The 18,656-nt window shown below is 72.2% G+C and carries 20 protein-coding genes; 8 read left to right on the forward strand and 12 right to left on the reverse strand.

The features are described 5' to 3' along the window. Positions 1–4: 4 nt before the first annotated feature. Complete coding sequence (locus AB5J73_RS22980) at positions 5–559, reverse strand: suppressor of fused domain protein (protein WP_370972102.1); 555 nt, start codon at positions 557–559, stop codon at positions 5–7. Between the two features lie 84 nt (positions 560–643). Here AB5J73_RS22980 and AB5J73_RS22985 point away from each other — a divergent pair, with 84 nt between their 5' ends. Next, the gene (locus AB5J73_RS22985; protein WP_370972104.1) at positions 644–1,714 is read left to right on the forward strand and encodes an NAD(P)/FAD-dependent oxidoreductase; all 1,071 of its coding nucleotides are present in this window, start codon (positions 644–646) and stop codon (positions 1,712–1,714) included. A 47-nt stretch (positions 1,715–1,761) separates the two neighbouring features. Further along, a complete protein-coding gene (locus AB5J73_RS22990; RefSeq protein ID WP_370972106.1) occupies positions 1,762–2,223 on the forward strand; it encodes a GNAT family N-acetyltransferase in 462 nt (153 codons plus the stop codon). Here the strand turns inward: AB5J73_RS22990 and yaaA are convergent. After that, positions 2,210–2,956, reverse strand: a complete 747-nt coding sequence (gene yaaA / locus AB5J73_RS22995) for a peroxide stress protein YaaA (RefSeq protein WP_370972108.1) — start codon at positions 2,954–2,956, stop codon at positions 2,210–2,212. The two genes, AB5J73_RS22990 and yaaA, sit on opposite strands and share 14 nt — an antisense overlap. 55 nt (positions 2,957–3,011) lie before the next feature. Between yaaA and AB5J73_RS23000 the strand changes: the two genes are divergently transcribed. Beyond that, positions 3,012–3,965 carry a GNAT family N-acetyltransferase gene (locus AB5J73_RS23000; RefSeq protein WP_370972110.1) on the forward strand — a complete coding sequence of 318 codons (954 nt, stop codon included), beginning with the start codon at positions 3,012–3,014 and terminating at the stop codon, positions 3,963–3,965. A 9-nt stretch (positions 3,966–3,974) separates the two neighbouring features. Here the strand turns inward: AB5J73_RS23000 and AB5J73_RS23005 are convergent, their stop codons facing one another. Both AB5J73_RS23005 and AB5J73_RS23010 read right to left on the reverse strand, forming a co-directional pair. Continuing rightward, entirely contained in the window at positions 3,975–4,877 is a 903-nt protein-coding gene (locus AB5J73_RS23005; protein ID WP_370972112.1) for a 2-hydroxyacid dehydrogenase, read from the reverse strand. Positions 4,878–4,915: 38 nt separating this feature from the next. Further along, complete coding sequence (locus AB5J73_RS23010) at positions 4,916–5,269, reverse strand: VOC family protein (RefSeq protein ID WP_370972114.1); 354 nt, start codon at positions 5,267–5,269, stop codon at positions 4,916–4,918. 124 nt (positions 5,270–5,393) lie between these two features. Here AB5J73_RS23010 and AB5J73_RS23015 point away from each other — a divergent pair, with 124 nt between their 5' ends. Genes AB5J73_RS23015 through AB5J73_RS23025 form a run of 3 tightly spaced genes read left to right on the forward strand, consistent with a single transcriptional unit; the run spans position 5,394 to position 8,763 of the window. Beyond that, on the forward strand, positions 5,394–7,142 hold the full coding sequence (locus AB5J73_RS23015; RefSeq protein ID WP_370972115.1) for a proline--tRNA ligase: 1,749 nt from the start codon (positions 5,394–5,396) through the stop codon (positions 7,140–7,142). Further along, positions 7,142–8,050 carry a hypothetical protein gene (locus AB5J73_RS23020; RefSeq protein ID WP_370972117.1) on the forward strand — a complete coding sequence of 303 codons (909 nt, stop codon included), beginning with the start codon at positions 7,142–7,144 and terminating at the stop codon, positions 8,048–8,050. The genes AB5J73_RS23015 and AB5J73_RS23020 overlap by 1 nt, the downstream gene beginning before the upstream one ends. A gap of 26 nt (positions 8,051–8,076) precedes the next feature. After that, positions 8,077–8,763, forward strand: coding sequence for a hypothetical protein (locus AB5J73_RS23025; RefSeq protein ID WP_370972119.1), 687 nt, complete (start codon positions 8,077–8,079; stop codon positions 8,761–8,763). Here the strand turns inward: AB5J73_RS23025 and AB5J73_RS23030 are convergent. Together AB5J73_RS23030 and AB5J73_RS23035 are read right to left on the reverse strand one after the other, a co-directional pair. Continuing rightward, positions 8,741–10,864, reverse strand: a complete 2,124-nt coding sequence (locus AB5J73_RS23030) for a bifunctional lysylphosphatidylglycerol flippase/synthetase MprF (protein WP_370972121.1) — start codon at positions 10,862–10,864, stop codon at positions 8,741–8,743. The two genes, AB5J73_RS23025 and AB5J73_RS23030, sit on opposite strands and share 23 nt — an antisense overlap. 110 nt (positions 10,865–10,974) lie before the next feature. Then, positions 10,975–11,670: an HAD family hydrolase gene (locus AB5J73_RS23035; protein WP_370972123.1), complete on the reverse strand. Its 696-nt coding sequence runs from the start codon at positions 11,668–11,670 to the stop codon at positions 10,975–10,977. 101 nt (positions 11,671–11,771) lie between these two features. On the opposite strand from AB5J73_RS23035, the gene AB5J73_RS23040 reads away from it, so the two are divergent. Further along, positions 11,772–12,770: an ABC transporter permease gene (locus AB5J73_RS23040; RefSeq protein WP_370972125.1), complete on the forward strand. Its 999-nt coding sequence runs from the start codon at positions 11,772–11,774 to the stop codon at positions 12,768–12,770. Here the strand turns inward: AB5J73_RS23040 and AB5J73_RS23045 are convergent. The 6 genes from AB5J73_RS23045 to AB5J73_RS23070 all read right to left on the reverse strand — a co-directional run bounded on the left by AB5J73_RS23045 (position 12,708) and on the right by AB5J73_RS23070 (position 17,848). Continuing rightward, the gene (locus AB5J73_RS23045; protein ID WP_370972127.1) at positions 12,708–13,118 is read right to left on the reverse strand and encodes a secondary thiamine-phosphate synthase enzyme YjbQ; all 411 of its coding nucleotides are present in this window, start codon (positions 13,116–13,118) and stop codon (positions 12,708–12,710) included. The two genes, AB5J73_RS23040 and AB5J73_RS23045, sit on opposite strands and share 63 nt — an antisense overlap. A gap of 17 nt (positions 13,119–13,135) precedes the next feature. Next, on the reverse strand, positions 13,136–13,780 hold the full coding sequence (locus AB5J73_RS23050; protein WP_370972129.1) for a response regulator transcription factor: 645 nt from the start codon (positions 13,778–13,780) through the stop codon (positions 13,136–13,138). A 9-nt stretch (positions 13,781–13,789) separates the two neighbouring features. Then, positions 13,790–15,094 carry a sensor histidine kinase gene (locus AB5J73_RS23055; RefSeq protein WP_370972131.1) on the reverse strand — a complete coding sequence of 435 codons (1,305 nt, stop codon included), beginning with the start codon at positions 15,092–15,094 and terminating at the stop codon, positions 13,790–13,792. 358 nt (positions 15,095–15,452) lie between these two features. After that, entirely contained in the window at positions 15,453–15,653 is a 201-nt protein-coding gene (locus AB5J73_RS23060) for a hypothetical protein (RefSeq protein WP_086859936.1), read from the reverse strand. Positions 15,654–15,660: 7 nt separating this feature from the next. After that, positions 15,661–16,770 carry a fatty acid desaturase gene (locus tag AB5J73_RS23065; protein ID WP_370972133.1) on the reverse strand — a complete coding sequence of 370 codons (1,110 nt, stop codon included), beginning with the start codon at positions 16,768–16,770 and terminating at the stop codon, positions 15,661–15,663. A gap of 10 nt (positions 16,771–16,780) precedes the next feature. Continuing rightward, on the reverse strand, positions 16,781–17,848 hold the full coding sequence (locus AB5J73_RS23070) for a ferredoxin reductase (protein WP_370972135.1): 1,068 nt from the start codon (positions 17,846–17,848) through the stop codon (positions 16,781–16,783). Positions 17,849–17,939: 91 nt separating this feature from the next. On the opposite strand from AB5J73_RS23070, the gene AB5J73_RS23075 reads away from it, so the two are divergent. After that, a complete protein-coding gene (locus tag AB5J73_RS23075) occupies positions 17,940–18,593 on the forward strand; it encodes a TetR family transcriptional regulator (RefSeq protein ID WP_370972137.1) in 654 nt (217 codons plus the stop codon). Positions 18,594–18,656 lie beyond the last annotated feature (63 nt).

Here is an 18,656-nt window from a genome sequence, read left to right on the forward strand (position 1 = left end):
CGGTCTAGACCACCGGTGCGCGGCGAACGTCGTAGAGGTCCCAGTCCAGCTGCCAGAACGCGTCGATGCCCTGCTCGCGGATGAACTTCCGCTCGCTGTCGTGCACCGGGAAGCAGCCGGCGATGCTGATCGGCGCGCCGCCGACGTCGATCAGCGTGTACTGGTGCGCGTCGAGCCCCGCGGGTGCCGAAACCGCGAAGGCCGTCATCGCGGACTCCTCGGCGATCGGCTGCCCGAAGTCGATCGTGTCGCCGTAGACGAACGGGCAGGTGCCGCGCAGCTGTTCGGCGAGGTAGCCGATCGCGAGGGCCCACGTCGGGTCGTCGGACCGGACGCTGATCCACAGCTCCGGTCTCATGCCGTGCCAGTCCGGGTGCTCGGCCAGCGAAAGCCCGTAGGTCGCGCCCGTCATGTAGCGCGGTTCCGGCTCGTCGGCGTAGACGAACGCGATGACGTCGTCGAGCCCGTCGTGGGTCGACGGGATCGGCTGCAGACGGGGTTCGCTGGTCCCGGTCAGGGTGTCGAGATGGGCGACATACCGCTCGGCACGGCTCGGCATGGCGCGCAGCATACGACCGACCGGGTTGTGGCGCGGGGCAATCCCGCTGGCCCGGGCGCGGCACGTTCGGGCAGGGTGGAAACCATGCGAGTGCTCGTGATCGGAAGCGGAATCGGCGGCGCGGCGACGGCTTGGCACCTGGCGCGCCGCGGCGTGGAAGTGGTCGTGGCGGACGCGGCGCGGCCGGGGACGGCGACCGAGGCCGGCGCCGGGATCGTCAGCCCGTGGACGTCGAGGTGGGAAGACGCGGTTTACCCGCTCGCCGCGGCCGCCGGCCGGTACTACCGCGAATTCACGGCGGAGCTCGAGGGCTCGTCGTTCGAGGTGGTCGGCGGGATGATCGTGTCGGCCGACGAGGCCGAGCTGGCCGAGGCGCAGGAACGGCTGAGCAAGCGGGCGGCGGACGCGCCGGAGATCGGCGAGGTCCGCCTGCTCGACCCGGCGCAGGCACGCGAGCTTTTCCCGGCGCTGGCCCCCGGGCTGGGTGCGGTGCACCTGACCGGCGCCGGCCGCGTCGACGGGCACGAGCTGCGCCGGGCGCTGCTGCGCGACGCCGAGCGCCGCGGCGCGAAGTTCGTCGAAGGCGAGGTCGCGTTCCGGGCCGACGGCACGGTCGCGGGTGAAGCGGGACCGCTGGAGGCGGACAGCGTCGTGGTCGCGGCCGGCGCGTGGAGCCGGGACCTGCTGGCACCGCTGGGCATCGACCTGCCGGTGACGCCGCACCGCGGCCAGATCAGCCACTTCGACCTGCCGGACACGGACACGGCGGCGTGGCCGGTGGTGCTGCCGCGCAGCAGCCACTACCTCCTTGCCTTCGGCGGCGGCCGGGTCGTCGCCGGCGCGACCCGCGAGGCGGACGCCGGCTTCGACTACCGCGTCACGGCCGCCGGGCAGCGCGAGGTGCTGGACAACGCGCTGGCGGTCGCGCCCGGTCTCGCGGACGCGACGCTGGCGGAGACCCGGGTCGGCTTCCGCCCGGGTACGCCGGACGGCCTGCCGATCCTCGGGCTGCTCCGCCCCGGGCTGGCGGTGTCGACGGGCTTCGGCGCGGGCGGCCTGACGAACGCGCCGTTCGCGGGCAAGCTCGTCGCGGCGCTGGCGGTGGGGGAGGACCCGGGCTTCGACCTGACCCCGTTCACCCCGGACCGCTTCTGAACGGCCACCGCCTCCGCCGGGCGACAGAGGCGGACCTCACCGCGCTGGTGACGATCCTCGACGGCGCGGTCGCGTGGCTCGGCTCGCAAGGGCTCGACCAATGGGCGGGATCGCCGTGGCGCACCGACGAGCTGCGGCCGGGGCTGGCGACCGGCGCGTTGCGGGTGGCGGAAACCGCGGACCCGGCGCCCGTGCCGATCGCGACCGTGACCGTCGGCGAGGAAGCGGCGCCTTTCTGGTGCCCGGCGGACGACCGCTCCGCCGCGCTGTACCTGAGTCACCTCGCGGTCGACCGGGCGTTCGCCGGGCTCGGCGTCGGCGCGTGGTTGCTCGACGAAGCCACGCGGGAGGCCTCGCGGCGGGGCAAGCGGTGGCTCCGGCTCGACGCGTGGAAGAGCAACGCCCGCCTGCACGCCTACTACCGGCGGCAGGGCTTCCGGCTGGTGCGGATCGCCGACGGGCCCGGGGGTTCCGGCGCCTTGTTCGAGCGGGCCGTCAGCCTTCGGTGACCAGCTCCAGCGCGTGGTCGCCGGTGCGCTCGACCACCAGGCCGGCCTTCGTGATCACCTTCACCAGCTGGTCCACAGTGGACGGTTCGGCGCGGGTGGCGGCCAGCACGTGGGCCAGGCGGCCTTTGTACGCCTTGTTGAAGTGGCTGACCGTCACGCGTTCGCCGCGGGCGTTTTCGGTGACCACGCGGACCGTCACCGCGTCCGGGCGGAGCTTGGCGAATGCCGAGTACGTGCCGGAGCGCAGGTCCACGACCAGGCCTTCGACCGCCTGCAGCACCGGCTCGAGGACCGGCTTCCACAGGCCGCGCACGGTGCCGAGCGCGGGGAGGGAGTTGCCGCCCGAAAGGCGGTAGGCCGGGATGGGGTCGGTTGCCGAGACCACGCCGAACAGCGAGGACGTCACCGCCAGGCGGCGGTGGGCTTTCTCCAGGCTCGCTTTCGTGAAGCTCTTCACGTCGAGCGCGTCGTAGAGGACGCCCGTGTAGCGGCGCAGGGCCGGCATCGTCGGGGACGTCCAGAGCTCGGCGTTGCGCGCGACCTCCCCGGCCTGGCGCTCGGTGAGGCCCAGGGCCGCGAGGCTGGCCGGGATGTCGGCGGCGAGCTCGGCCAGCGCGTCCGCGAGCTTCGCGCGGGCCGGGTTCAGCTCGGGGAACGACAGGGCGCTCAGGTCGAGCGGGCCGCCGCGGCCGCCGTCGGCTTTGGTCTCTGAAGGGGGGAGGAGCACCAGCACGTGCCGAGCGTAAATCGGGGTGCGCCGGCGCCGCCGTCCGGCCTAGCCTCCCGGCATGGACCTGACCTGGCGTCCGCTGACGCTCGCCGACGTGCCGGCCCTGACCCGGCTGTACGAGGTGGCCGAGGAAGTCGACCGGACGGGTGAGCACTTCAGCGAGGAAGACCTCCGCGAGGAGCTGGAAGGTCCCAACATCGACCTGGCCCGCGCCACGATCGGCGCCTGGGCCGGCGACCGGCTCGTCGGGTACGGCCTGATCCGCCGCCGCGACGCCGCCGACCCCGTGCACATGATCCGGCTCCAGTCGATCGTGCACCCGGACCACCGCGACGACGTCCTCGGCGCTCACCTGGCCGGGTGGTTCTCGCGGACGAGCCACGAGGTCCACGAGCGCTTCTTCCCGGACGCGCCGCTGGAACTGCACCACGGCCTCCACGAGAACGAGCGCTGGATCGCCGGGGTCCTCGCCGGAGCGGGCTACCGGCACGGCCGGACGATGGTGACCATGCGCGTCGGCCTGGCGGACCTGCCGCCGCAGCCGCCGCTGCCGGACGGCGTGGAGGCGGTGCCGTTCGGGTTCGAGCACGACCGGGCCGTCCTCGACGCCCGCAACGACACCTTCGCGGACCACTGGGGCAGCACGATCTACGAGCCGGAGGCGTGGCGGCACCTGGTCACCGGCTCCAAGGACTTCCGTCCCGACCTGTCGTTCCTCGTCCTCGACGGGGAGAAGGTCCTCGCGTTCGTGCTGAGCCACTTCTACGCGTCCGACGCCGCGGCGACGGGTGTCCGCGAGCACCACGCCACCTGGGTCGGGACGCGCGAAGTGCTGCGCGGGCGCGGGGTCGCGTCGGGCCTGCTGGGCCACACGCTGCGGGCCGCGAAAGCCGCGGGGTTCGACCGGTCGGCGCTCAACGTCGACGTCGACAACGCGCACCGGGCGCTCGGGGTCTACGAGCGGTGCGGGTACCGCGTCGCCGACGAGTGGCACGTCTACGTGCTGGCCTGAACCGGCCCGTCAGTGCTCCACGAGGTTGAGCAGCTCCTCGCCTCGCACGTACCTCCTCAGCTGCTCCGCGGCCAGCTTCTTCGCGCGCGGGTAGAACGACGCCGACCCGCCCGCGATGTGCGGGGTGATCACCACGCCCGGTGTCGTCCACAGTGGATGGTCGGCGGGCAGGGGTTCCGGGTCGGTGACGTCGAGGCCCGCGTGCAGCCGCCCGGTGCGGGTCTCCGCCAGCAGCGCGGGGGTGTCGATCGCCGTGCCGCGGCCGACGTTGACCACCAGGGCGTCGTCCGGGAGCGCCGCCAGCTCCGCGCGGCCGATGATGCCGCGGGTGGCCGGGGTGTCCGGCAGGATCAGCACCACGATGTCGGCGGCGGGCAGCAGCTCCGGCAGCTCGGCGACGCCGTGGACGTCCTCCGCCGGACGCGGGCGGCTCGCCACCCTCGTCACCACCGCCTCCGCCGCGACGAGCTGGCGCTCGATCGCCTGCCCGATCGAGCCGTGGCCGACCAGGAGCACGCGGCTGTCGGCCAGTGACCGCGTGTGCTCACGCACCCACTCGCCCCGCGCCTGCTGCGCGAACCAGCGGGGCAGGTCCCGCTGCGCCGCGTGGATCAGGGCGAGGGCGTGCTCGGCGACGCTCAGGTCGTGCAGGCCCCGCCCGTTCGCCAGCCGGACGCCCGCCGGCAGCAGCGGCACCAGCGCCTCGACGCCGGCCGACAGCGACTGCACCACCCGCAGCGCGGGCAGCTCCTTGATCAGCTTCGGCGGCTCGGGCCCGCGGTCGTAGGGCAGCACGTAGAACTCGACGTCGGCGAGGCCGTCCGGAACGGCCTCGCCACCGTCGTAGTACGCGGCCTCGACCTCGTCCGGTACCTCGATGTCGGTCCAGGGCAGCAGTACGCGAGCGCTCATGCCGCCTTTCTACCCGCCCGCCCCGGGACGCCGCGCGCTCAGTGCCCACCTCCCGAAACGCAGAACTCGTTGCCCTCGGGATCGGCCAGCACCGTCCAGGTCAGCCCCGGCACCTGGTGCTCCGCGAGCTCCTTCGCACCCAGCCCCACCAGGCGTTTCACTTCGGCCTCGCGATCGTCACCGCCGAAGTCGACGTGCACCCGGTTCTTGCCCGCTCTCGGCTCCGGCACCCGTTGCAGCGCCAGCGGGAGGCCGCCGTCGGCCGGCGCGAGGATGAGGAACTCGCCTTCGTAGTCCTGCGCGACGGTCGTCTCGAGCGCCGCCGTCCAGAACTCCGCCAGGCCGCGCGGGTCCGCGCAATCGATCGTGATCATGCCCATGTGGATCGCCATGTCCCCGAAGCTAGCGACCATCCCCGACAAAAACGGGCCGCCGAGTAACCCGTTGGAGTCACGGCGGGGCGAGTGACTACCCTGAGCGGGACTTTCACACCCGCCCGGCGCAGGGAGCCCCGCAGTGATCACCAGGACTTCGTCGTTGTTCCTTCGCACGTTGCGCGAGGATCCGGCGGACGCCGAGGTACCGAGCCACCGGCTCCTGGTACGCGCCGGCTACGTCCGCCGGGTCGCCCCGGGCGGGTACTCGTGGCTGCCGCTGGGCCTGCGGGTGCTGCGCCGCATCGAGAACGTCGTGCGCGACGAGATGAACAAGATCGGCGCGCAGGAGATCCAGTTCCCCGCGCTGCTGCCGAAGGAGCCCTACGAGGCGACCGGTCGCTGGACCGAGTACGGCGACAGCCTCTTCCGCCTCAAGGACCGCAAGGGTGCCGACTACCTGCTCGGCCCGACGCACGAAGAGCTCTTCACGCTGACCGTGAAGGGCGAGTACAGCTCGTACCGCGACTACCCGGTCACGCTGTACCAGATCCAGACGAAGTACCGCGACGAAGCGCGCCCCCGCGCCGGCATCCTGCGCGGCCGCGAGTTCGTCATGAAGGACTCCTACTCCTTCGACCTCGACGACGAGGGGCTGGAGCGCTCCTACCAGGCGCACCGCGACGCCTACACGAAGCTGTTCGACCGGCTCGGCCTCGAGTACGTCGTCGTGAAGGCGACGTCGGGCGCGATGGGCGGGTCGGCGTCCGAGGAGTTCCTCGCCGTCGCCGAGACGGGCGAGGACACCTACGTCCGCAGCACGGACTCGGGCTACGCGGCGAACGTCGAAGCCGTCGTCACGCCCGCGCCGCCCGCGCAGCCGATCGAGGGGCGCCCCGACGCGCAGGTGCACCACACGCCGAACACGCCGACCATCGAGACGCTGGTCAACTTCCTCAACGACGCGAACCTGGGCCGCACCTTCACGGCCGCGGACACGCTGAAGAACGTCATGCTCAAGACGCGCCAGCCGGGCGCGAAGGAGTGGGAGCTGGTCTGCGTCGCGGTCCCGGGTGACCGCGAAGTGGACATGAAGCGCCTCGAAGCGTCGCTGGAGCCCGCCGAGGTGGCGCTGCTCGAAGAGGCCGACTTCGCGAAGAACCCGTTCCTGGTCAAGGGCTACATCGGCCCGAAGGCGCTGCAGGACAACGGCGTGCGCTACCTCGCCGACCCCCGGATCGTCCCCGGCACCGCCTGGGTCACCGGCGCCGACAAGGTCGACCACCACGTCGTCGACCTGCTGGCCGGCCGCGACTTCACCCCGGACGGCACGATCGAGGCCGCCGAGGTCCGTGAGGGCGACGCGTCGCCGGACGGCCAGGGCACCTTGGTCGCCGCGCGCGGTATCGAGATCGGGCACATCTTCCAGCTCGGCCGCAAGTACGCGGACGCGTTCGAGCTCGACGCGCTCGGCCCGGACTCCAAGCCGATCCGGATCACGATGGGTTCGTACGGCGTCGGCGTCTCGCGGCTGGTCGGCGTGCTCGCCGAGCAGAACCACGACGACCTCGGCCTGATCTGGCCGCGCGAGGTCTCGCCGTTCGACGTGCACATCGTCATCGCGGGCAAGGACGAGGCGGTCGCGGCCGGCGCCGAGAAGATCGCCGCCGAGCTGGACGCGGCGGGTCTCGAGGTCATCCTCGACGACCGCAAGGCGACGCCGGGCGTCAAGTTCGCCGACGCCGAGCTGGTCGGCGTGCCGACCATCCTGGTGGTCGGGCGCGGCCTGGCCAACGGCGTCGTCGAGGTCAAGGACCGGCGCTCCGGCGAGCGCGAAGAGATCGCGGTCGACGCCGTCGCCGAGCACCTGGTCAAGCTCGTCCGGTCCTGATGGCCCGGTTCCGCCGGCGGCCCGAAGACGAGACGCCGGGGTACGAGGACAACGCGGCGCTCCGCGGGTTCGGCGGTTACGAACCCGCGGACGCGCCGGACGTCCCGCGTGCGCGGCCGAAGCGGATCCGCCCGGCCGTGAAGCCGCTGAAGTGGCGGCGGGCGCCGTGGTTCGGCCTGGTGTTCATCGCGCTGGTCGCCGGTGTGCTGAACGCGCTGGGCGTCGGCAAGCCGCGTGACGCGTCCTCGACGCCCACACCGCGTTCGCCGGTGGTGGTGACGCCGTCGCCGCGGGCGGCGGTCCCGCCGGTGGTCGCGGGCTGGCGGTCGGTGGCGGGCCGGGACGGCTCGTACGCCTACGACGTCCCGCCGAACTGGACGCCCGAACCCGGCACGCTGCACGGCTGGGACCAGACCGGAGCCGTTCCGGGCATCCGGCTGATCACGAGCGCGTTCCTGGGCGAGGACTTCTGCGGCGACAGCAACCTCGGCGGGGCGGGCGTGACCACGGAACCGCTGCCCGACCTCGACGCGGCGGCCCGCAAGGCGGTCACCGACCTCGGGGTCAGCGCCTTCAGCCCGGACGGTGGCCCGCTCGCCGCGGTGACCGCCGACGCCGGTATCGACGCGCAGCTCACGAAGGCCGACGGGACGAAAGCGCCGTCGCGGATCGTGGTCGCGGAAGTCGTCCCCACGGAAACGGGGGACTGCGCGGCCAAGCACGCGCTGGTGGCGGCGATGGCGTTCGGCGGGAACTCGGGCACCGCCGGGGTCGTGGTGGCGTACGCGGACAGCGATCGGGGCGGTCCTTCGGTGCGCGACGACCTGCTGGGGATCGTCCGCAGCTACCGGTTCGTCGCCGCGGCGGACCGGGGCACGACGACTCCGCCGCCGACGACCTACCGCTAGGCGCCGGAATTCGGCAGGCTGCCCCCATGGGTGGTGACGCGGACAGACGGCTCGCACGGATCCGGATCGGCGCGTTCGCGGTACTGGGGGTCGCCGGGGTCCTGCTCCTCTTCGGGCCGCTGCTGGCGAAGGTGGGGAGCTGGCTCGTGCGGCCGCGGGACCCGGACTGGTGGGGCGCCTCCGGGCAGTGGGTCGGGGGCATCGGCACGATCGGCGCCGTGGTCGTGGCGTTGTGGATCGCCATCCGCGACGGCCGGGTCGCGCAGGCGGACCGGCGGGAACGGGACCGGCGCGAGCGGCAGGAGCAAGCCGCGAAGGTCACCGCGTGGATCGAGCGCGCGGAGGCCGGGGCGGACGCCGCCGGGTACATGGTCGTCTCCAACGCGAACGCCGAGGCGGTCAACCACGTCGTCGTCTCGTTCGACCTGGTGCGGCAGCTGCCGATGACCGGGTCGACCCTGCACCGCGGGCCGGTGATCGAAGACGACGAGTACCTCTACGCGATCCTCCCGCCCGGGAAGTGGCGGATGCCGATCCGCGAAGAGTGGCAGCGTCCGGACATGACCCCGGGGGTGATGCTCGCCTTCACCGATTCGCGGAACGGCCATTGGCTCCGGCTGACCGACGGCAGGCTGATCGAGAAGGACCAGAACGTCGTCAGCCGCCGGAAGATCCGCTTCCCCCAGCGGATCAGCGTGCCCGAGAGCTACTGACCAGCCTCGCCAGTTCCCGCAGCCGGACGTCCGGCAGGTACGCCCGGCTCAGCGCCAGCCCGATCCGGGGCAGGTCGGCTTCGTCGCGGAACGCCAGGTACAGCGGGACGTGCCGCGGCTGGAACTTCGCCTTGAACGCGTGCAGCGAACGGAACCCGTAGTACGGCTCCATCACCCGGCCCAGCGACTCCAGCACCCGGTCCACCGGCCGCGCCGAGCCGGAGCCGCTGCGGGCCAGCGGCGCTCCCGACAGCGAAACGAACCGCGCGCCTTCGTCCCGGAACGCCAGGCAGGCCGACGCGATGAGGAATTCCATCACCGGGCGGAAGCCGTGCGCGCTGCGGCGCATGACGTCGAGCGTCCAGCCGCCGATCTTGCCCGCTCCCGTGTGGACCGGGAGCCACGACGTCACGCCGTGGACGGTGCCCTCCGCGTCGACCGCCAGGCCGACCCGGGTGGCCGGGTCCATCGCCTCGTCGAGCCCGCCGAGGGTGAACCCCATCTCCGGCATGCCCTTGTCGGCGATCCACTCCTCGGAAAGGGCCCGGACCTGCGCGAGGATGGGTTCCGGCTGGTCGGCCAAGCGCACCAGCCGGAAGTCGATCTGCTGCTTGGCGGCCTTGTTCAGCGCGGACCGGACGTCCTGCCACGCCTTGCCGCGGAACTCGAGGCCGTCGAGGTCCAGCACGTTGTCCTCGGCGACCTGGACGTGCTGCCAGCCCAGCTCGCGCGTCGCCGCGACGGTGGCCTCCGTCGCCGAGAACACGCACGGCACCAGGCCGGAGTTCTCGCACATCGTGGTGAATTCGGTGACCGTGGCCGCCGCGGTGCCGTCCGGCGCGATCGGGTCGCCGAGCGCGACGGCGACCCCCGCGTGCCGCCGGTAGGCGAGGTAGGAGCGGCCGTCTTCGCGGACGAAGTAGGTGTTGCGCGGCCAGGTCGTCATCCACGACAGCGTGCTGCCGCCGTGGTGCCCCAGGAGCGACCGGGCCAGCGCCGGCCCCGGGCCCTGCGCGTGGCGCCGCAGCCGGCGTCGCGAAGGCACCCGGAACGCGTGGCGCGCGGCGATCAGGACGCCGAGCTCGACCGTCCACAAGAGATTGTCGACGAAGAACAGCGGCAGGCCTTCGGTGTCGTAGTCGCCGCCGAAGACGTCGGCCAGCCCGACGAGGGTGGCGACCGCGAGCCCTTGCAGCGTCACGAAAGCCGACAGCGCGACGGCCCAGCGCCACGCGACGCGCCCGCCCCGGCGCAGCCCGTTGAGCATCGGCACCACGAGCACCACGAGGATCGCCAGCTCCGGCGCCGACAGCGAAACCCCTTCCGCCGAGCCGAACGGGCCGTCGCCGGGCACCAGGAACATCACGATCTCGGCGACGGTGAGCAGCAGCAGGCCGGCGACGGTCAGCAGCCGCCACTCCCGCAGGTTCGGACCCGCCGCGTCGCCGGAGCGCCGGCCGCCGACGAGTCGCTTGCCGAGCGGGATCGCCAGCAGCAGCGCGAAGAAGTGCACGAGGTCGGCCAGCGTGCCGACGTAGACGATCGCGACGCCGGCGTACACGCACAGCCCGGCTCGCAGCCGCAGCGCCCACGGCGGCCGCAGCGTGGCGCTGGCGACCGCGACCGCGGCGAGCGCGCCGCCGGAGAACCCGACGTCGAGGCTGCCCGCGACCCGCTCGGCCCACAGCCAGCCGGAGTTGCGGCACAGCGCGAGGAACTGGGTCGCGACGAGGACGGAGGCGATCTGGCCGCCGATGGTCACGGCCATCGCGCGCCGCGTTCCCAGCTGCCACTCGGCGAAGCCGGCGAAGAGCGCGAAGCTGCCGACCATCGGGAGGTAGTACCACGGGATGACGGCGAAGAACGGGCCGGTGAGCATGGTCCACCAGCGGCCCGCCTCCAGCGACGGCAGGCCGTAGGCGATGAACGGGTAGGCCGCGCGGTCTTCGGCCGCGCTCCAGAGCGCGCCGGACGCGACGGCCAGCACGAGCATGGCCGCCGTGACGGTGCTGGTGAACGGCAGCCGCTCTCTGAGCACCGCGACCGTGCCCCGGACGCGTCCCCCTCCGGCGAGCTTGCCCGCCGCCCCTGTTTGAGTCATGGGAAGAGTCTGTCGAGCCGCGGTCGCCGTGGGCATCGGGCAGCAGACGGAGATTTCCCCTAGGGGAGTCGTCCTTTCGGCTGAGGGGTATCCCCCTCTTCGGGAGGAGGTCAGCCGAGAACGGCGGCCCGGACGGCGTCGGTGTCGGCCAGGTCCGGCAGGACGGTGTGGGCGCCCGCCGCGGTCAGTTCCTCGGCGGAGAAGTGGCCGGTCGCGACGGCGATGGAGACCGCGCCGTTGTCCAGCGCGGCCTTGACGTCGTTCGGGGTGTCGCCGATGACGACGACCTCGTCGGCGTCGAACTCGGTCCCGTGCTTGGCCGCTGCCAGCCCCACGGCGTGCGGCACCAGGTCCGGGCGGTGCACGGACAGCGTGCCGTAGCCGCCGATCTCCAGGTCGAGGTGCTCCTGGAGGCCGAACGCGGCGAGCTTGTGCCGTGAGATCTCCGGCAGGTTGCCGGTGACCAGCGTCTGGACGACGCCGTCGTGCCCGGCGAACGCGGTCAGCGCCTCGACCGCGCCCGGCAGCACGCGGGCTTCCACCGGGAAGCGGTGCGCCGCGCGTTCGGATTCCGCCACCAGGGCCTTGAACAGCGCTTCGATCGTCTCCTGCGCGGCCTCGAAGCCGTTCGCGGTGAGCAGGTCGGTCGTCGTGGCGAGCTCCGTGCGGCCCCCGAAGACCGGGTCGACGCGCAGGGTGGCCCCGGTCGCGGCGGTGAACGCCGTCGCGTACCAGGCCGAACCCAGTTCGGTGAAGTCCACGAGGGTGTGGTCGATGTCCCAGAGCACCAGCCGCTTCTTCGTCACGAGATCGAGGTTACCGGCGGGACTATTCAACACGTGTTGACTTCCGGGGCGGCGTGGTCTTAGCGTTTAATTCAACACGCGACGAATAACTGGAGGTTGTCATGACCGGTCCTGTCCGGCGCCCCGCCGGGGCGCTCGCCCTGGTCGCCGCCGCGGCCGGCGCGCTGGTGGCGGTGGTGCTCGGGTTCCTCACCTTCGGCGCGCAGGCCACCGTCGCGCCGGACGGCGTCCCGGTCGCCGTCGCCGCGCCGCCCGGAATCGCCCAGCGCATCGCCGCGCACGGCGGGGGCCAGCTCGCCTGGACCGTCGCGACCCCGGCCGAAGCGCGGCAGCTCCTCGAGGACAAGAAGGTCTACGGCGTGCTCGAACTCGGACCCGGACCGGTCGCGACGGTCGTGACGTCGGGCGCGGTCAACCCGGCGGGCACGCAGGTCGCGCAGCAGGCGCTGACCGGCGCCGCGGCCGCGCTGGCCGGGCCGCCGAAGCAGGAGGTGCGGCACCCGGTGAGCCTCGCCGGCCGGACCGCGCCGCTGGCCGCGTCCGCGCTGGCCTGGATCGGCGCGCTGGTCGCCGGCCTCGGCCTGACGCAGCTGGCGAAGCGGACCGGCCGCGTGCCCGGCGCCGGAGCACGGTTCGCGCAGGTCGTCGGCGTCGGCGTGCTGCTCACGGCGGTCGTGGCCGGGTTCTTCGCGCTGTGGGACCCGGCGCTGCCGCTGGACGCCGGTGTTCTCGGCTTCGTCTTCCTCGCGGCGACGGCGTTCGCGGCGGTGCAAGCCGGGCTGCTGCGCCTGCTCGGCCTGCGCGCGATGGCCGTGCTGGGACCGCTGTACCTGGTCGCGCCCGCCGTCGCCGGCCAGGTGCCGGAGCTGCTCGACCCGGCTTACCGCGCGCTGCTGTGGTCGTGGACGCCGTTCCGCTTCTCGGCCGAGGGTCTGCGCAGCCTGCTGCAGGGCGTGCCGGACGCGCCCGACGTCACGACCGGGCTCTGGGTGCTGGGCGCCCTGCTCGCCGCGGGGCTGCTGGTGACGCTGTGGCCCTCAGCCCGCGAGCAGGCTGAACCGCACCCGGCGGACCGGGTTGTCGAGGTTGGTGTCCACTAGGCAGATCGACTGCCAGGTGCCCAGCGCGAGCACGCCGCCGAGCACCGGGATCGTCGCGTACGGCGGCACCAGCGCCGGGAGCACGTGGTCGCGGCCGTGACCCGGGCTCCCGTGCCGGTGCCGCCAGCGGCCGTCGCGGGGGAGGAGCTCGTCGAGCGCGGTCAGCAGGTCTTCGTCGCTGCCGGCGCCGGTCTCCAGGATCGCCAGCCCGGCGGTGGCGTGCGGGACCCAGACGTGCAGCAGCCCGTCGGCCGCGTCGGCGTCGCGCAGGAAACCTTCGGCTTCGCGGGTGAGGTCGTGGACGACGGCGTCGGAGCCGGTGCGGACCTCGATCTCGGTGGAGTACATGGCTCTCAGCGTAAGGCTCAGGAGTCGAGGTAGCGCAGCACCGCGAGCACCCGGCGATTGTCCCCTTCGGACGGTGGCAGGCCGAGCTTGCCGAAGATCGACGTCACGTACTTCTCCACCGAGCCGGCCGAGAGGAACAGCTTCGCCGCGATCGCCGAGTTCGACCGGCCTTCGGCCATCAGGCCCAGCACTTCGCGTTCCCGCGGGGTGAGGCCGCCGAGCGCGTCGGTCTGGCGCGTCGCGGAGAACAGCTGGCTGACGACTTCGGGGTCGAGCACCGTTTCGCCGTCCGCGACCCGGCGCAGCGCGTCGAGGAAGTCCGACACCTCCGCGACGCGGTCCTTGAGCAGGTAGCCGACGCCGCCGGCGCGGTCGGCCAGCAGCTGCGCCGCGTACTTCGTCTCGACGTACTGGGAGAACAGCAGGATCGCGCAGCCCGGGAGCTCGCCGCGCAGGGCGATCGCGGCCCGCAGGCCTTCGTCGGTGTGCGTCGGCGGCATCCGGATGTCCACAATGGACACATCGGGGTCGTGGCTCTCGACGGCGGTCCGCAGCGCGTCGGCGTCCTTCACCGCCGCGACGACCTCGTGGCCGCGAAAGGTCAGCAGCTCGACGAGGCCTTGGCGCAGGATGGTGGAGTCCTCCGCGATGACGATCCGCATGCCGCGACCCTAGCGGGGCAGCGGCACCCGTGCGATCACTTCGGTCGGACCACCCACCGGGCTCGTGACGGCCAGCTCGCCGTCGACCGTCCGCAGCCGTTCGGCGACGCCGGCCAGCCCGCCGCCGGGCACGATCCGGGCGTCACCGGTCCCGTCGTCGCGCACGCGCAGCCAGAGGACGTCGCGCTCCTCGGTGACTTCGACGGACGTCGTCCCGCCGTGCTTCGCGGCGTTGGTGAGCAGCTCGGCGGCGCTGAAGTAGACGATCGTCTCCAGCGACGGCGGCGGGCGGCGCGGCAGGTGCACGGTGACCCGCGCGTCGATCCCGGACGTCGCGACGAGCGTGGCGAGCGCGACGTCGAGACCCGCGTCCAGCGCGGCGGGGTGGATGCCGCGGGCGAGGTCGCGCAGCTCGGTCAACGCCTGCTTCGCGTTGGCGTGGGCGGCGGTGACCAGCTCTTTCACCTGCGGGAGGTCGACGCCTTCGAGTTCTTCCTTGGCGAGGCCGAGCTTCATCGACAGCGCGACGAGCTGCGCCTGGGCGCCGTCGTGGAGGTCGCGCTCGATGCGCCGCAGCCGCAGGGCGGCGTCCTCGACGGCGGTCGCGCGGCTCGCCTCGAGGTCGCGGACGCGTTCGGACAGCACGCGCTCCCCGAGCAGGCCGACGACGAGCAGCCGGTCGAGCGCGGTGAAGGCGTGCGTCACCCACGGCAGCACCACGAGCACCAGCAGCCCCGACGCGGACCACGCGAGCGCGCCCGCCCAGTGGTCGGCCCGGATGCCGAAGGTCGGCAGCTCCCGTTCGCCGAGCGGGAACCAGAAGAAGGCGAAGGTCGTCGCGGCCACGCCGTAGACCGTCGCGGAGCCCACGGCGAGCAGGCCCGCGAAGGTCAGCGGGAGGCGCAGCAGCAGGTAGCCGGCCGTCCGCCAGCCCGCCGGGTCGCCGACGCGGGCCTTCACCCAGCTCCAGAGCCCGGGCTTCAGTTCGGGACGGCGCGGCGCGGGGACGCTCACGCCGAGGAGGGCTTTCGCGAGGCCGCGGTGGGCGGCGCCGAGGGCGCGGGCGTAGAGGAGCGCGCCGGCGAGGACGAGGAAGCCGAGGAGGACCGGCGTCAGCCAGAGGCCGGCGAAGACGACGACGAGGAAGGTGAAGAGGGCGAACAGGCTGAGCGGGCCGGCGAGCCACAGCCAGGCGTACTCGGCCCAGAAGTCCCGCGCCGCGAGGGGGCCGAACACCCGGCGGAGCGGGTGGGGGCGAGGCAGGTCGAGGCTGGTCACGGGTTCAGTCTCGCCGGGGAGGGTCGTGGTGCCCATCCGGTTTTCCCCCGGGACGGGCTCGGGGAAGCGCCCAGGTGGGGCCTTTCAAGGACTCGGGGCGCGGGTATCGGCCGAGCGGTTGGGCGGGTCGCTTGGCTGGTGGGTGTCGCGGATCGGCTGAGCGGTTGGGCGGGTCGCTTGGCCGGCGTGCGTCGCGAATGACTCATTGGGGACCTCAGAGGTCGCGAATGAGTCATTCGCGACCTGCCGGAGACCTGCCCCGAAGCGCCGCGGACGACGGGCCCGCGGGGGCGCCCCCCGTCTTCCACTTTACCGGCGACCACCGACAATCCCGGCTCGCGAAAGCCGTGAAGGCCACGCTGAGGAACTCAACGTGGCCTTCACGAACGCCGGGTCACGGGGTGTCCGGGTCGTCCTCCCGGGCCCGCTGGGCGGCTTCGCGCATCTCGATGACGTCCGTGAGCCAGTCGCCCGTCTCGCGGGCGATGTCGCGGATCGCGCCGGTGATGATCGAAGCTATGTTGCCGACGTGCGTCGCGGCTGATTCGGTGATCACCTGCAGGGTGTCCTTGTCTCGTTCGAACTGGCCCACCATGTCGCCCTCACGCTGCTCGGAGCTGCCGGTCGGGTTCCACGGTAGTCGGCGACGGCGAACTCTGCGGGAGGGCGAGCTTCACGATCTTCTTCGCGACCGACCAAAGCTGCTTGTGCAGCGGCCCCGTGTGGTAGGGCAGGCCGTACTTTTCGCAGATCGCGCGCACCTCGCCCGCGATCTGCGGGTAGCGGCGCGCCGGGATGTCCGGGAACAGGTGGTGCTCGATCTGGTGCGACAGGTTGCCGCTCATGATGTGGAACAGCGGGCCGCCCGTGATGTTGGCCGAGCCCAGGATCTGGCGCAGGTACCACTGGCCGCGCGACTCCGAAGCCGTCTCCTCTTCGGTGAAGCTCTCGACGTCGGCGGGGAAGTGGCCGCAGAAGATGATCGCGAACGCCCACAGGTTGCGGGTCAGGTTCGCCGTCGCGTTGCCGAGGAACGTCAGCGGCGCCAGCGGGCCGGTCAGCAGCGGGAACAGGACGTAGTCCTTGCCGACCTGCCGCGAAGCCTTCCGCACGATCTTCTTCAGGACCGGCACGTTGTCGGCCCACGACCGCTCGCCCTTGACGACGTTCTCGACCTCGAGGTCGTGCAGCATGACGCCCCACTGGAAGAACAGCGCCAGCAGCGTCGCGTACACCGGGTTGCCCAGGTAGTACGGGTGCCACTTCTGGGCGGTGTCCATCCGCAGGATGCCGTAGCCGACGTCGCGGTCCTTGTCGACGATGTTCGTGTACGTGTGGTGGATGTAGTTGTGCGAGTGCCGCCAGTTCTCGGCGGGCGCCACGGTGTCCCACTCGAAGCGCTGCGAGCTCAGCGCCGGGTCTCGCGTCCAGTCGTACTGGCCGTGCATGACGTTGTGGCCGATCTCCATGTTGTCGAGGATCTTCGCCACCGACAGCGCGCCGACGCCGGCGAGCCACGCGGGCGGGAAGAACCCGGCGAACAGCAAGGCCCGGCCGGCGACCTCGAGGCCGCGCTGGGTCTTGATCACGTTGTGGATGTAGTCGACGTCTTCCTGGCCCAGGTCGTCGACGATCCGCTGCCGCAGCGCGTCGAGCTCGCGGCCGAACTCCTCGACCTGTTCCGCGGTCAGGCGGTCCTGCAGACCGGTCATGGCAGTCTCCTCACGCGTCGATCTCGACGTCCCCGACGGGGACGGAGATGCAGAGCTGGATTTCTTCGTCTTCTTCGCCGGAGATCTCGCCCGTCTTCGCGTTGCGGACGCGCCCGGCGGTCTTCAGCTGGGTGCAGGAGAAGCAGATGCCCATCCGGCAGCCGTGCTCCGGCGACAGGCCCGCTTCTTCGGCCTGCTCCAGCAACGGCTTCCCCGAGTTCGCGCACTCCCGCCCGCTGCGCTTGAAGCGCACCTGGCCCTCGGCGTTCGCCGTGTCGAAGGTCAACGCCGGCGGGGTGAACTCTTCGGTGTGCACGCGTTCACCCAAATGATCACGCACGGCGTCCATCAGCGGCTTCGGGCCGCAGACGAACGCCTCCGCGTCGCGGAACCACGGCGCCACCTGTTCGAGGTGGTCCGGTGAGAAGAAGCCGCGCAGTTCGCCGCCCTGGGTGTGGGTGTACGCGTGCACGACCCGCAGGCCCGGGTGCCGGGCGGCGAGTTCGGCCAGTTCGGTGCGGTAGAGCGCGTCGGCCGGGCCGTTCGAGTACTGCACGAACACGATCTCGCCGGCGTGGCCCTCGTCGGCGAGCGTGCGGGCCATCGCGAGCACGGGCGTGATGCCGCTGCCGCCCGCGATCAGCAGCACGCGGTCCGGCCGGGTGGCGGGCAACGTGAAGCTCCCGTCCGGAGTGGACAGGTTGACCACGGAGCCGACGCCGAGCGCGCGGTTCAGGTGGCCGGACACCAGGCCCTGCTCCTTGACCGTGAACTCCAGTTCGCCGTCGTACTGCGAGCCGCACGGCGAATAGCACCGCGTGCGCCGGACCCCGTCGATCTCCACCTGCAGGCGGACGTACTGGCCGGCGGTGAAGCCCGGCCACGCGCGGCTCGGCCGCACCGTGAGGGTGACGCTGTCCGGCGTCTGCTTGCGCACCGCCGTGACCAGCCCGCGGATCTCGCGGCGGACCAGCATCGGGTCGACGAGTTCCAGGTACCGGTCCATCCCGTGCGGCGTCAGCAGCGCCTCGGCCAGTGAGGCGAGGCTGCGCACCCGCCGGGGGATGAGCGCCGTCATCGGTCCTCCTCGGTTACAGTGAACGACTGTACACTGAACAGTGCACTGCAGGAGTGGACTGCCTGTCAACGCGGAACGCGGAGGATGTGACGTGAGCAACGCGGTGGACATCCGTACGCTGGTGGACGTGTCAGAGGAGCCGGTGAGCCGCCAGGAGCGCAAGCAGCGCACGCGCCAGGCGTTGCTGGACACCGCGCTGGAGCTGCTGGCCGACCGCCCGTTCGCCACGCTTTCCCTGCGCGAGGTCGCGAAGGGCGCGGGCCTGGTGCCGACGGCGTTCTACCGGCACTTCGCCTCGATGGAGGAACTCGGCGTCGCGCTCGTCGAAGAAGCGACGCGCACGCTGCGCGGCATGATGCGCTCGGCCCGCACCGACCCGGACACCTACCAGGGGATGATCAGCGCCTCGGTGGCCACCGTGCAGCAATTCGTCCGTGCGAACGAGGACCATTTCCGGTTCCTGACCCGCGAGCGCTACGGCGGCGGGCCGCTCGCCCGCGCCATCGCGGTCGAACTGCGCATGTTCTCCGGCGACCTCGCGATCGATCTGGCCCGGTTCACCCCGCTGCGGTCGTGGAGCACCGAAGACCTGCACATGCTGGCCGACTTGATCGTTTCCGTGATGATCACGACGACCGTCGAACTGCTGGAAGCCCGCCCAGGTGAAGACGCGAAAATCACCGGAACGGCGGAAAAACGGCTGCGGTTGATCCTGCTCGGCATCCCGCACTGGAAAACTCGCTGAACGTTTCCCGCACGACGTTCGTATTTCCCGGGAGAACCCCGAGACTTGCGACTCACGTCACTG

It is taken from the genome of Amycolatopsis sp. cg9 (assembly GCF_041346945.1).
Classification (GTDB): Bacteria; Actinomycetota; Actinomycetes; order Mycobacteriales; family Pseudonocardiaceae; genus Amycolatopsis.